The sequence below is a fragment of the Chitinophaga sp. Cy-1792 genome (assembly GCF_011752935.1).
Taxonomy (GTDB): domain Bacteria; phylum Bacteroidota; class Bacteroidia; order Chitinophagales; family Chitinophagaceae; genus Chitinophaga.
This window is the reverse complement of the sequence record NZ_VWWO01000002.1, coordinates 345,520-359,687: the sequence shown is the minus strand read 5'-3', so window position 1 is coordinate 359,687 and position 14,168 is coordinate 345,520. Positions and strand designations below refer to the sequence as shown.

Below are 14,168 nucleotides of genomic sequence, written 5' to 3'. Positions count from 1 at the left end.
TTAGAAAGAGATAGAAGCGCCTACACTATAAGTTCTGTTCATCGGATACAGGTAACCACCCTGAGAATAGTTCCAGTCAGCACCATCTGCTACCTGGCCCGGATGTTCAGGGTCCATGTTTTTCAGGCCTGTAATAGTAGCCAGGTTATACGTATTGGCATATACACGGAGGTTCTGAATACCTGCTCTTTTCAGCAATGCATGAGGCAGTGTGTAACCCAGTTCCAGCGTTTTCACCCTTAAATAGCTGGCGTTCTGTACTGCGAGCGAACCCTGTGCCTCCGGATGTCCTGTTACAGGATAGTAACCACTCACCCATTGTGTGTTAGGGTCGTACATGTTGGCAGAAGGATCTGCCGGATGCCATCTGTCCAGGAACTGAACGAGTGCACTACGGCCATACATCAGCGGAATTGCATTCTGCTCTGCATACTGTACGTGGAAATTGGCGGCACCCTGTAATAAAACACTGAGGTCTATCCCTTTCCAGCTGGCACTGATATTCAGACCAAAGTTCACCAGTGGCTTATCTCTTGTAGCCAGCGGCACGGCATCTTTATCATCAATTACACCGTCATGGTTGAGGTCCTGGTAGTAGTAGTCGCCTGGCAATACGCCCTGGTTACCACCACCGGTATTTACATTATAACCATAGATCTGTCCATAGCTGGTAAACTGACCGGCATACTGCGGTCCCCACCAGATGTTGGAATACCTGTTGTTCTGGTTATTTTTATAGTTCAGGTAAGAGTTGCCCGCACGGGTTTGTTCTACATAAATATTCTTAACACGGCTGAAGCTGATGTTACCGGAAACATTATAGTGGAAGTCGCCGATATGGTAACGGTGTCCTACCACGATATCGATACTGGTAGTACGGTCGCTGTTCAGGTTTTCCTGTGGCAGTGATACACCTACGGTACCAGGTACCTGGGCACTCTTAGGTGCTGGCAGTCCGCTTCTGTTTCTGATGAAATAATCCAGGGAACCACTGAACAGTCCATCCCACAGGTCCACATCTACGCCGGCATCAAAAGTTTTTGATTTCAGCCAGGTAAAGTTCTGGTTGGTTACACCCTGAGAATTGATACCATTGACATAGTTACCACCCAGGATGGCGCCGGCGCCAGGATAGTTATAACCTGCTACCCACTGGTAGTTGATATTGGCATCATCCCCCATCAGACCATAAGATCCGCGCAGTTTCAGGTTGGAAAGAATGGAAGGGTCTACGAGGCGTTGCATAAATGGCTCTTCGCTCAAACGCCATGCAGCCAGTGCTGCCGGGAAAAGGCCCCATCTGGCAGTAGGACTGAAACGGCTGCTACCATCATTACGAAGGGTACCTTCGAGAATATATTTGCCTTTATAGTCATACACCAGTCGTCCGATCAGACTCTTCATAACGGTTTCGTATAAACCGCCAGCATCCATACTGCCAAGCTGGTCAGGGGTATCACCGGCAAACAGGTAAGGAATACCTAATGAGAAATTACGCTGTGCCCAGAAGTCATCACCTTTAACGTGGTTTTCTTCATACAGGAACATCGCATTTACATTATGCGCTTTTGCAAACGTACGCTTGTAGTTCAGCGAGAGCTGCATATCTGTAGTGTTGGTGGTATAGTAAGCACGTTGTACTTTAGACGGCAGATTGACAGTGGTAGGCATGTAAATATCATTCTGCGAATCATAGGAATAAAGATTGTACGCATTTCTTACATTGGTATTATCTGCCATGCCCATCATATAGGTATAGGCAGCCTTTGCAGTCAGGCCATCAATACCCGGCACATCGTACTCCAGGTTCAGCTGACCCTGGAAGTTTTTATTTTTGTAGTTGGAATTACCCACCATCGCATTATTGATCAGCGCAACGGGGTTACCGTTATCATCTGTTACAAAAAGATAATCAGGATTATTGTTTGCATAGATAGGCGTGATCGGCTTATAGCTTTCCGCATACTTCAGGATCTCCCACACACTACGTCCTCCGGGGGTATTCTTCTGGTCTACATACCCGGAAACATTCACCATACCACGTAATCTTTTGGTGATGTTTACATCTACATTGGAACGGAAGTTATATTTATCGTAGTTGATAGGATTTGTTTTGAAGATACTTCCCTGTTTGAAATATCCCAGGCCGAAATAATATCTCACTTTATCATTACCACCATTGATAGACAGGTTATGCTGTGTTTCAGGGGCTGATTTACGGGTGATGGCGCCCATCCAGTCAGAAGTAGGCATTTTACCACTCGCATATACGAGGATATTGGAATCGGTGAAAGCAGGCGCTTTATTGTTGAAGAAGTTATCAAAGGAACTGAAATAGCTTTCGTTGGTAAGGCGCATAAACCCAACAGCATCCGTACCTTTAAGAACGTTTGCGAACGTTTGCCAGCTTTGGTTTACAGAATAGGTGATGTCAAATTTACCGCTGGCACTTTTAGAACCACGTTTGGTGGTGACGAGGATTACACCGTTGGCGGCTTTCACACCATAGATAGCAGCAGAAGCATCTTTCAGTACGGAGATACTTTCTACCTCATCAGGGTTCATCCTGCTCAGGTCTCCACTGCTGCGTGGAATACCATCGATGATGATCAGCGGGGTACCGCCCATTCCTCTGATGTCGTAGGTAGTGTTGAAAGATCCAGGCTCTGAGCTTAATTGAACAGTACGCATACCGGCAACTTTACCGGTCAGCATATTAACTACGTTTTCATTTTTGGTTGTTACCAGCTCTTTATTGCTGATGGATGTTACAGAACCTGTAACAGTAGCTTTCTTCTGCGTGCCATAACCTACTACTACCACATCACTGAGGTTGGCGTTGGTGACCATTACGATATTGATGGTACTGCGACCATTAATCAATTGTGTTTCAGTTTTCAACCCAACATAAGATACAGCAATCTTAGTGGCCGGGGTAGTGGATTGAACGGAATATTCTCCGTTATCGTTGGTGTAGGCACCGGCGAGGCGTTTGCTGTCGTTCTCCAACACAACGTTGGCACGTATTACAGGCGCCCCTTTTTCATCTGTTACCCTGCCCTTGATGGTCACCTGCTGGGCCATCATGTATAGGGGAAGCAGGCAGCATAACAATAAATAATAGACTTTCTTCATGTTTAAAATAGTTTAAAAAGCATTCAAACAGCGGGGATGTGTGGAATTAGATAACGTGTTTTTAAGGTGACATGATAATTGTCGTGGAACGTTCATTTAATTTGTTGATTTTGGTTTGTACAGCTACTCTTTATCATCAGAGCGCACTGATGTTGAAACTTCATAACGGATTACTGTGACCCTGATTTGTCAATGCAAAAAACGATTCTGCCATTAACAAACAGGTTAATCAGCCATTAATCAGGCATTAATTTTCAATTTTTCCTGTTTTTATTAGCGTTTAGGTAAATTTTCATTGTATCCGGACTTCCCATGGAACCAATTGGCTGCTTGTCCGGCCAGCCATAAATAATGGTCGCTACCCAGTTCATCTTCGATGCCCACAAATACACCTCCCGGATTTAACGGCAGCTGACTCGCAGTGGCGCATTTAAATATGGAGGTACCCTCGTTCATTTCATCAAACATGGCGATATACAACATCTCTGCTCCTGCTGCTTTGGCGCCCGCTACCTGCTGCCAGAAAAAGGCGCCTTTGTTCCGGTTGATGGTATGTGCATTCGGGCCATTCATATTTCTCCAGCTGAAACCTGGAAATGCCAGCGGTACATAATCAACATGGTTCTCTTTACACCAGGCAATATCTTTCACTACTGTCTCATGAAAGGCCGGATAAGATTCCTGACCATATCTTCCTACAAACCACGGTGCTACTATATCGCACTTGCGTAACAACTGATGCAGTGCTTCGTCGTGCAGGGCATCTGACCCAAACTCCCGCCAGTAGGTAGGCACGCCCAGCATCACGCTGAAGCCGCGGGATTTAAGGCCGTCGATAATGGCTTCGGCTTCCTTGAAGCCATATTTTCTGTGGTCGTTGAAACCCACGCCCCATATTGTTACCAGCGGTTTGCCATTGTGGTGCAGGTAGGTGGGAGATGTTTTACCGGATTTTTCCAGCAGCCCGTATTCTTTTGTCAGCGCGTCGAGGTCATTGAGCAGAAACTGCTCTTCGCCGGGGTTCATGCCGCTGAGGTCATACATAATGCAGATGGCACGGTCGTTACGTTTGGCGGCGGCCATGGCATGGTGCAATACGGTATTGAAATGGTTATTACCACTGGGGTTACGCACTTCGGCGATAAAGCGCTGCATGAATACACCGTCAATGCCATAGTCTTTCATCCATTTGAAATGAAGGTCTACGGTCGACTGATCATAAGGACTGAAAACATTGGCAACGCTGCTATCGGCAAAGCGGAATGGAGAAGGATATTGTTTTTTGTACTCCCGCATATCTGGCCAGAGGTCTACCTCACAGGAACCGGGCGCAAATACGCCGCGGTGTTCATAGTGGTGCCATCCTCTGCCGGCACCGTCGTTGGGAGTGTTGAACCAGCCCTGGTAGCCCGCCATTACCAATCCTTTGTAGGACGGGTAATGAAACGGACGTTGCCGGGCTTTTGCGTGGAAAGATAAAATGCAAATGGTCAAAAATATAAGAATGCGTTTCATGTGATGGCATGGTTTTATTTAACGTGGAATACGCCATTCAGGCGGATATCTTCGGAAGAACTGCCTACCATTACCTGGAATGCTCCGGGCTCGGTGACTTTCTTCATATTACGGTCCCAAAGGGCTAAGGATTCTTTTGCGCTGAGGCGGAACTGCAGTGTGCGGGAAGCACCCGGCTGCAAAGCCACTCTGCTGAAGGCTTTGAGTGCCCTGACAGGCGTGGTAACGCTCGACACCATATCACGGATATACAACTGTACCACTTCTTCTCCTGCTACCTTTCCGGTGTTGGTAACAGTAAGCTGGATGTCAAAGCTGTCGCTGGCATGGATCGGCGCCGCCGGCAGTTTAAGTGCATCGTACTTAAAGGTGGTGTAACTCAGGCCATGACCAAAAGGAAATAATGGTGTTGCCGGCTCATCTACATAACGATGATAGGACGTAGGCTTATGGCTATAATAATATGGTATCTGCCCGGTGCTGCGCGGAAATGTAACGGGCAGCTTACCGCCAGGATTGGTTATACCTAATAATACGTCTGCAATAGCCTGACCACTCTTCTCTCCGCCAAACCATCCTTCTACGATGGCCGGTACATGGTCGGCTACCCAGTCGATACACAATGCCCTGCCATTCAACAGCACGGCGGCTACCGGTTTACCGGATGCTACCACCTGCTGCACCATGGCCAGCTGGGCACTGTCCAGCGACAACCCCGCACGGTCCTTTCCTTCTCCCACTACGGCCAAATCCTCTCCCAAAACTACTACTACGGCATCTGCGGATGCAATGGCCGACTGATCATAGCCGGCAACATACCTGATATGCAGGCGGTCACCGGCGCGCTGAGTCAGTCCGGTCAAAATTGAAATGGCGGTATCTGCTGTGTTGGAATACCCGCCAAGATAATTGCTTACTGCCAGCGGCCCCACCAACGTCAGGTTACGTATGCCCGTTAACGGGAGTACCTGCCGGTCGTTCTTCAGCAACACCACACCCCTGGCAGCTGCATCCAGCGCCAGCTGCTGATGGGCTTCACTATGTGTTACTTTGGCAAGTAAGGTAGTATCTATATATGGATGATCAAATAGTCCCAGTAAAAACTTAACCCTTAATACATCTGACACCGCACTGTCCAGCTTCGCCGGCGACAACTGCCGCTGTTTCAGCGCGGAATCAATCGCCTGCTCAAATTCGTCATGGCCGAAATCATAGAACTGCATGTTCAGCCCCGCATTGATAGTCTGCGCCAGGGCATCCATGCGGGAACCCGCTGTATGGTGCGCCTCCAGCGACATACGTACCGCCCCCAGGTCACTCAGCACAAAGCCTTTGAAACCCCACTCCTTACGCAATACATCTGTCAGCAACCAGCGGTTGGCAACCATAGGCACCCCGTCAATTTCATGATAGGCCGCCATAATTCCCAAAGCACCTCCCTGCTTCACCGCCTTCTCGAAGGTAGGCAGGTGGCTGCTCCTGATCTCACGGACACCCATATTTACAGGCCCCGTATTACTACCCGCCTCAGGAACAGGATGCACCACAAAATGCTTGGGCTCACTGACCACCGCATCATGCCGGCTAACATCCCCATGCTGCAAACCCTTCACCATGGCCAGTCCTATTTCGGACACCAGGTAGGTATCTTCCCCGAATGTCTCCTCCTGACGCCCCCAGCGCGGATCGCGGGAAACATCCAGCAAAGGCCCCAGGATCATGGCAGTACCATTGGCACGGCTCTCCGTACCTATCGCACGGCCCACCTGACGGACCAATGCCGTATCCCAGCTGGCTGCCAGCTGCAATGGCACAGGAAAACTGGTGCTGCCCCTGCGGGAGTAACCATGCAATCCTTCTTCAATAAATAATACGGGAATACCTAAACGGGTTTTTTCTACCGCATACCGCTGTACCTCATTGGATAAGGTAGTGGAGGTAGGATAAAAATCGTGGAGGGAACCGAAGGAACCTTTGGCAAATGCGGCTTTAATGAGTTTTTCATCCAATATTAATGCCTCATGCGTTTGCTCTGTCATGGGAGAAACGCTCCAGCCCCTGTACATATCCAGCTGCCTGATCTTCTCCAGGGTAGTCATCCTGGACACCAGATCTTTCACCCTCGCTTCTACGGGTAAGGCAGCATTTTTATAGGGAAGCTGCTGGGCACTTGCAACAACTGCAAACGTGGAATAGCATAAAGTAATAAATAACGGTCTTAACACCTTCATCGTTGAAATAAGAATTATTACGGTTAATGGACTGCTTTGTTGGCGCATAACGTGGAGTACAAAGGAAGCGTCCACCCATTAACAAACCGTATAAAATCCCATTAATGAAGGCATTAATGTCAAAAAAAATTAAAAAAAAGGCTATTTAACGAGTTCCGAGTAGGCAATCGGGTACTCTTCTCCATAAACTTTATGGTAATCCTTGACAAAACGCTCATACGCATTTTTGGCAAGTGAATGCCTTCCCATAGCAATCAGGGAATGACATTTCAACCGCAGGGCCTCTTCACTGAGCGGGTCGAAGTTGAAAATACAGCTGGCTGCTTCTACTAAAATATCGGCATCCTGTTGCGGGTGCATATGTGCCGATTCCTCCAGCAGTTCATCTATTATTTTATTGGTATAGTCAGATTTAAGATCATCCAGCCAGGCGTACTCTGTTTGTTTCAGGAAAGCCCCCCTCGACACCAGGAACAGTAACCAGGCCATTTTCTGGCGGCCATGACCGGCATAAACAGTTTTCACGGCCATAAAGTCCGGCAGATCAATAGATACCAGCTCCGGATCATAGTCCAGCATCCAGCGCTCGTTTTCTTTTTTAATAGAGATCGCTCCCACCTTTGCCAGTATCCCCTTCAATCGGACGATATTCACGGAAAGGTTATTCTTGGCATTCTTCCCGGCCTTATCTCCCCAGAAAATATCATTGAGCTTTTCAGAAGAAATACCCTTTGCATTTTTGAGGGTATATAATAATATAACGAGGAACAACTCTTTCAGTAATGGCGAAAACTGGTTACTATATTCCGTTCCGCCGGCATCCAGTATTTCAAAATTACCAAACAGGTAAATCCTGATGCCTTTTTTCCTGTCGGCGACAAAAGGAGGTTCTTCTGTCACATTTCTTTCAGGAGCCGGGTCTGCTATAGTTCTTGGTGTATGCGTTGCGGGAGCTGCCATGTTTGCCGGTTCCTTTACCGGAACTGCTGCCGGAATCGGTGTCGCTACTGCAGGTACAACAGGCAAACGGCGTTTCCTCCGTATCCACCAGGCAATACCTCCCAACGGCAGGAGCAGCAACAGCCACCACCAGCTGAAAGCCAGGTTACGGGCTTTGTCGGGCGAAACAGGCGGCAAAGGCGGAAAGCCAATACTATATATCTTAACAGTTGTCTGTTTGCCTAGCTCTGTCAGCAGGGTCACTGCCAGCAACTGCCGGGAACGCGGACAATAGAAAAGGTCTGCATCTGAAATTACATCCTGGAAAGCATACGGGATTTCATCCCCTACAAACTGGTACGCGGGAGAAAACAATGATCCTTTGATCATCTTCAAACGGGTATCATACCTGCTTTCATCGTAACAGAGCGTATAATAGGCCTGTTCCAGCGTATCTATAATAATGGAAGAAGCAAAAACGAAAGGCGTTCCGGTGTTCTCAATGGTAAATACTTTTTTAAACTCCTTTGTACGGGTATTGAAACGCATGAAATCATAGAGGTGCTGCGGGCGTAGTACCTGGTCGCCGGTATGACTGCCGTAACCACCAAGAATGTAGATGCTGTCGTTCCACTGGCCGGCGGCCGACATATACCTCGGCGTAAAGTAATCACCGGTAGGCTGCAGGTCTGCCCATTGCTGCGTATTGAAATCATAGCGCTGCACCTGGTTCTTATATTTCAGCTGGCCGTAACCGCCAAAAATATACAGGGCATTTTCCTTGCGGGAGAATACTTTGCTGGTATGGCCATATTCTGTATTAGCCACCGTATCATAGGTGCGGGTCCAGCGGAAGGTATTATCCTGGTATGAAGCAATACCTTTTAAATCGATATAGAAATTATAGAGTTTTTTATCTATCGGATTAAATAAAGATTGATTGGCCTGAAACAGATGATATCCCAGCGAGGGGCTAGCTACTTCGGTTGTCATTTCGTCATTTGCCGGCAGGCGGTATACCGTATCTTCAGAAACCAGGTATATCTCTTCTGCTTCCTGGTTAAAGCTTACGCTGGCATTCCCCTTCACATTCACAGATTTGAGCAGGCGCCAGCTGCGGTGCAGATCATCGGACCACAGCGGATTGGTAACAATGGCGGATTTACGGGAAATGGAATCTTCCAGGGGATTGGTGCCAGGCTTGCCCAGCGGCCAGAAGTAACGCAGCTTGCCGGAAGCAGCAACGCCAACATTCCGTATCATCATCGGCGGTACATCCGTTGTAATAAAATCCTTGTGACGTAATGCACCGAATGAAATATGGAAACAGTTTTCCCTTAATGTAACAGGTGCTGTTTTATATAACTGCTCATTGATATAGCAGCTGATGGTAGTTTTGGTAAGATGATATCGTATACGTGTCCATTTGTTGTAGAGGACCGTTTTATCCAGTTTAAAGTCAATACCACAGAAAGATTCACCTACGATGGTATTAAACACTTCATCTTTCTGATTATATACCAGGTCAATATTCTGACCACTGTTACTGATCATGCGAAACAGGTAACCGAAGTAGATAGAGCGGTTGGGAATAAAGGAAAAATCGAACGACAGGTCCATACTGTCATCGAAGCAGAAGTCTTGCTGAAAGAGCTCCAGCGAGGTTCTTTTTTCTTGAGGTGCGTTGAAGGAATAAAAGGTAAGGCCATAATTTTCCTGGCCTTTTGTGGAATAAAATGCAGTGAATAATAATACTAAAGTAGTGGCAAATGTATTGATGGCCGTCTTCATAACTCCACTAAATATATAATTATTCCTGAACTTTATTGGAGCTGCGAAAAAAAATCAGACGGCCGTTCATCAATACTAAACTCCCGAAAGCAATAAATCCGGTGTATTATCCGGGATCAGAGGCAGTGTAGATAGGCGAGAATGGCAAGAAAGGAGAAAATAAGTACTACTGCCGCACGTAAATAATAGATCATTGATTTACTGGCTTCTCCTGTTGATGAATCATTCGAAATATTATCGTAAAAATTACCCTTAAAGGTATGTTCGATTAAGCTGCTTTGTAAAATGGTGGTAAAGACGAGAAAGAGGATAACCGGCACCAATACCAATACCCAGATACCGCTTTTGTCACCGATTGTTTCTTTGGCGAAAAATCCGAAGGAAAGAGGAATTTGCTTTGGTAACTGAAACCATGCAATTGTAACACCTATTGCCTGCAGGATCAACAGTGAAATGGAGAAATAGGTTATTGCCACATATTTCTTTTGCGGGTCGGGGAAAAAAAACAATTTAATCCTGTTATCAATCGTCATGTTAAACTGATTTTGCATTTCTCAGCTGGGTTACTGTGAAATGTTATAAAAACTCATTTTTTTATAAAATAAAGGTAGCGCCTTTAAATGGGTCGATTGCCAGGATAAATACTGAAATTAGAAGGGGAAAAATGCGTATTTCTACGCATTTTTCCCCTTCTACCTGTATCTGGAAAAGTTTAGATCATATCATTATACGGCGGTATAAGCGCCATCTACGGTGAACTTGCCACCTGTCACGAAGGAGGCTTTATCGGAACTAAGCCAGATAACGAGCTCTGCCACTTCAGCGGCAGTACCCAGGCGTCCCATCGGGTGCATACCTACCAGTGCTGCTTTTGCTTTGGCATCCATCGCATCCAGCAGCGGTGTGGTGATATAACCCGGGCAAACCGCATTAACACGTACCCCCTGTGAGGAATACTCTGCGGCGGCCGTTTCAGTAAGGCCGATAACACCGTGTTTTGCAGCAACATAGGCGGCTGCGTAAGGCGTACCTACCAGCCCCAGAATGGATGATATATTTACTATGGCGCCACCACCGTTTTTCAGCATAGCCGGCAGCTGATATTTCATGCCATAAAAGACACTGTTGAGGTTAATAGCAATGACCTTCTGATAGGTTTCTATACTGTAGTCGGCAGTCGGCTTCGACTCCCCGCCAATACCTGCGTTGTTGCAGGCAATATCCAGGCGGCCATACAGCTCCAGCGTTTTGTCTACCAGCTTACGGCAATCTTCGGGGTTACCAACATCACATTTTACAAAAGCCGATTCTCCACCCGCTTTCTTAATGTCAGCAACAATAGTTTCACCATGTTGCTCGTTTACATCACTCACAATCACTTTAGCACCACCCGCAGCATACAGTTTAGCTACCGCCGCTCCAATTCCAGATCCTGCACCAGTGACCAATGCCACTTTGCCTTTAAATAACTGTTCCATTTCTAATCATTTTTGGTGTGTAAAAATTGATGGTCACATGTAACAATCTTTCTTGTTTCCCGGTAAAACAAATATACGGCATCCTACTGTTAGAGGAATCTTAAAACCGATGTAAACTGATATAAATCATGTTTTTATCGACACATAAAAAAGACTGCCATGTGATGTTTTTATCAAACAAAACAACAGCAGTCTGTAAAAAATTGTTTATCATAAAAAGATCATTACTTTGGCGTAAAGATCTGACGTAGCTGATCGCCTAGCAGGCCGCCGCCATTCACATTGATGCTGCCAACTTTCTCTGCGATGCGTTCTACGTATTCCATTTCTTTCAGCCTGAACAACATAGGATTTTCCTCCATCAGTTTGGCGGTATTCATAAGGCTGCGTGTGCTGGCAGTTTCTTCCCTGCGCATGATCAGATTGGCCTGCGCTTTTTTCTCCGCTACCAATACCTGGTTCATAATCTCTTTCACATCTCCCGGCAAAATAATATCACGTACACCGAAGCCGTTAATCGTCACTCCCAATGTTGCAGCCTCTTCACGGATCTGTTCCAGCATAAACTTCCCTACTTGTCCTTTCTTCTCCAGCAATTCATCCAGTCCAAGTGTACCGATATACTCACGTAAGACCAGCTGCACCAATACATACAGCTGCTTTTCCATCTCTTTATTTTCCAGTACTGCTTTATTAATATCTGCAATATTGTACTGCGCAAAGGCGTTGATACGCAGGGCCGCCTTATCTTTCGTCAGGATCTCCTGTCCGCTGATCTCTAGTGCCTGCATACGCATATCCGCTTTTTTCAGCTCGATCTGGTGACTGTTTACATAGAAGGAATAAACCCCGCTATCCAGCACAGAATGGAATTTCCCATCCACCAGCAATACTGCCTTTTCATGCTGTGCCACAATATAATTTCGGAACATGGACTGCAACATCGGATGGAACAAAACCTCTCTGGGCAAGTCATTGATAATATTGGCCCCACTAACGTCGATTACCTGGAACTTCATTTCGCTATTTCCTTTCAGAAAGGCGTAGCGCCCTGGCAGCAGGTTCATTTTCAGTAAGTCATTTTCAAACACCAGCGCAATTTCATGTTGCTTTACGGCAACCACATCTGCCATGGCAGCAAAGGTTTCATTAGCCAGCAGCTCTTCCAAAGGCACCGGTGGCAGAAACACCATATTCAGGTTAAAAATGTGAAAATCTTTCCGGTTCCATGCCCAGTATCTTCCTGGCGCCAGTACCTTTTTGAAATCTCCATTTTTAATTAGCAATCCTACCTGATTCTTTTCAACTCTAATTAAATTCATAATTATTTCGGGGTATAATTTTTAGTAAGATAAACACAGACCGGCCGTACAAAGCACGGGCAATCACGGAGCAACACGACTGATCGTACGCAGCACACATACAGGGCGGAAGTACTGGGTGCGGCATTTAGTACAATCAGGAAAGCATTGCTGCAGGTAACATTCCATGTGCTACAGCTTTTAAAAACTGTAGCCGTGTACCGCTACCGGCCTGCGCATCCTTTTTAAGTAGGGATGAATACTGTTGTCCAGGATTATGAGCCCTGCTTACGTGTGGTTTCAAGACACATGTTGTGATAGCCTTCCCGGCTTAGCATTGGAGTCGAACCAATTTGTGGCAAATTTTCAAAGACTACAACAGTATACAAACAGCTACGGCTGCCGCACTGCCGGGCTACGGAAACCCTGGCTTACATTGTATTTCGAAAACTCCGTGCGTACAACAGGCTTCGAACCTGTGATACTACCTCATTTGTACGCATCTCCTGGGGCAACAATAATCCGGGTTAACAACAATTCCGGGTTAACAATTCCGGGTTAACATCACTGGGTTAACAACAGCGGCTAACAACATCGGGGGTTAACAACGCTGGGTCAACAATACGGGCTAACAATACGGGCTAACAAAAAAGCCCCCCGGATATCCGGAGGGCTTAGTATTACTCATTACGAATAGTACTTACTTACTCCGTTCGTTTATTTAATAAAAACACATACGATGCCCGTATGGCAAGGCTTTGCCAGTACGAAAAACCTATTTCGTATGTACCGATTGATCGTATATTCATGACCGTAACAACATAAAAAAAGCCCTCGCATTTCTGCGAAGGCTCATTGTTATAATTCAGTTATCGTAAACTAATTCAGCTTATAACACGCTTCGCACATAGGCACCTCGAATCCGAGATAGCTTAGTTGTTCTATGTTTGATGAGCGAATCATGTTATTTGTTTTTGTTTTTAATTTTACGATGCAAAGATGATGATAGAAATCAATATCTGCAAATTTATTTTCATACTTGATAACCTTGCAGTCGATCACTATCGCCTCAAACCTACTAGCGTAAAGGCTTCAGCGCATTTCCCCATTTCTCTAATTCCATCAGCATAAACCCGGCAGATTTATTCAGCATCTCATCTGCAATAAATTCTTCCTGGTCATTAATGAACCTGTCGAACATGGAAATAACCACACCTTCCGGCAGTGGCATCATCTTGAATGCGGTCAATACAGGCTTCAGCAACTGCGTGGCCCTTGTACCACCGGATATACCACCATAGCTTACAATACCTGCAGGTTTGTTTGTCCATTCGGTATACAGATAATCCAGCGCATTTTTCAATGGCGCAGGAAAGCAGGCGTTATATTCTGCTGTTACAAAAATGAAAGCATCCGCTTCATCGATCAGTGTACTCCATTTTCTCGTATGCTCATGCTCGTACTTTTTTAAACGGGGATGGAATGGTTCGTCCATCAAAGGCAGGTGAATGTCCCCGAGATCCAGCAGCTCTACTTCGAATGCCGGATTAGCCGCTGCCACGGCACTGATCCACTTAGCGATGATGGGCCCTTTCCTGCCAGGACGGGTAGTAGAACTGATTACTTTTAATTTCAGCATTTGTAGATTTTAGAAGATAAGCAGATATGACTGTTTTACTTATTCAAAGTTTAAATTAATACATTATCAGCTTGTTAACGATTTTTTTCAGACTATTTCGCTGCGCACATATACACTGCGTAGTGGAAGCGGACCTTTG

General features: G+C 46.1%; 8 protein-coding genes. All 8 read right to left on the bottom strand.

Annotated features, from left to right (window positions below):
* Positions 1 to 3,135 (bottom strand): TonB-dependent receptor, encoded by a 3,135-nt coding sequence (locus F3J22_RS15835; protein WP_167018933.1) that lies wholly within the window; start codon positions 3,133 to 3,135, stop codon positions 1 to 3.
* A 273-nt stretch (positions 3,136 to 3,408) separates the two neighbouring features.
* Positions 3,409 to 4,650, bottom strand: a complete 1,242-nt coding sequence (locus tag F3J22_RS15830) for a glycoside hydrolase family 71/99-like protein (RefSeq protein WP_167018932.1) — start codon at positions 4,648 to 4,650, stop codon at positions 3,409 to 3,411.
* A 14-nt stretch (positions 4,651 to 4,664) separates the two neighbouring features.
* Complete coding sequence (locus F3J22_RS15825) at positions 4,665 to 6,881, bottom strand: glycoside hydrolase family 3 N-terminal domain-containing protein (RefSeq protein ID WP_167018931.1); 2,217 nt, start codon at positions 6,879 to 6,881, stop codon at positions 4,665 to 4,667.
* 141 nt (positions 6,882 to 7,022) lie between these two features.
* The gene (locus tag F3J22_RS15820) at positions 7,023 to 9,611 is read right to left on the bottom strand and encodes a kelch repeat-containing protein (protein ID WP_167018930.1); all 2,589 of its coding nucleotides are present in this window, start codon (positions 9,609 to 9,611) and stop codon (positions 7,023 to 7,025) included.
* A gap of 116 nt (positions 9,612 to 9,727) precedes the next feature.
* Complete coding sequence (locus tag F3J22_RS15815; RefSeq protein WP_167018929.1) at positions 9,728 to 10,162, bottom strand: hypothetical protein; 435 nt, start codon at positions 10,160 to 10,162, stop codon at positions 9,728 to 9,730.
* A gap of 174 nt (positions 10,163 to 10,336) precedes the next feature.
* Positions 10,337 to 11,089: an SDR family NAD(P)-dependent oxidoreductase gene (locus F3J22_RS15810; protein WP_167018928.1), complete on the bottom strand. Its 753-nt coding sequence runs from the start codon at positions 11,087 to 11,089 to the stop codon at positions 10,337 to 10,339.
* A 224-nt stretch (positions 11,090 to 11,313) separates the two neighbouring features.
* A complete protein-coding gene (locus F3J22_RS15805; protein WP_167018927.1) occupies positions 11,314 to 12,411 on the bottom strand; it encodes a slipin family protein in 1,098 nt (365 codons plus the stop codon).
* A gap of 1,057 nt (positions 12,412 to 13,468) precedes the next feature.
* Positions 13,469 to 14,029, bottom strand: a complete 561-nt coding sequence (locus F3J22_RS15800) for an NADPH-dependent FMN reductase (RefSeq protein ID WP_167018926.1) — start codon at positions 14,027 to 14,029, stop codon at positions 13,469 to 13,471.
* Positions 14,030 to 14,168 lie beyond the last annotated feature (139 nt).

Coding starts and splice junctions, on each gene's coding strand:
- F3J22_RS15835 (WP_167018933.1), bottom strand. CDS start 3,135: ATGAAGAAAGTCTATTATTTATTGTTATGCTGCCTGCTTCCCCTATAC.
- F3J22_RS15830 (WP_167018932.1), bottom strand. CDS start 4,650: ATGAAACGCATTCTTATATTTTTGACCATTTGCATTTTATCTTTCCAC.
- F3J22_RS15825 (WP_167018931.1), bottom strand. CDS start 6,881: ATGAAGGTGTTAAGACCGTTATTTATTACTTTATGCTATTCCACGTTT.
- F3J22_RS15820 (WP_167018930.1), bottom strand. CDS start 9,611: ATGAAGACGGCCATCAATACATTTGCCACTACTTTAGTATTATTATTC.
- F3J22_RS15815 (WP_167018929.1), bottom strand. CDS start 10,162: ATGCAAAATCAGTTTAACATGACGATTGATAACAGGATTAAATTGTTT.
- F3J22_RS15810 (WP_167018928.1), bottom strand. CDS start 11,089: ATGGAACAGTTATTTAAAGGCAAAGTGGCATTGGTCACTGGTGCAGGA.
- F3J22_RS15805 (WP_167018927.1), bottom strand. CDS start 12,411: ATGAATTTAATTAGAGTTGAAAAGAATCAGGTAGGATTGCTAATTAAA.
- F3J22_RS15800 (WP_167018926.1), bottom strand. CDS start 14,029: ATGCTGAAATTAAAAGTAATCAGTTCTACTACCCGTCCTGGCAGGAAA.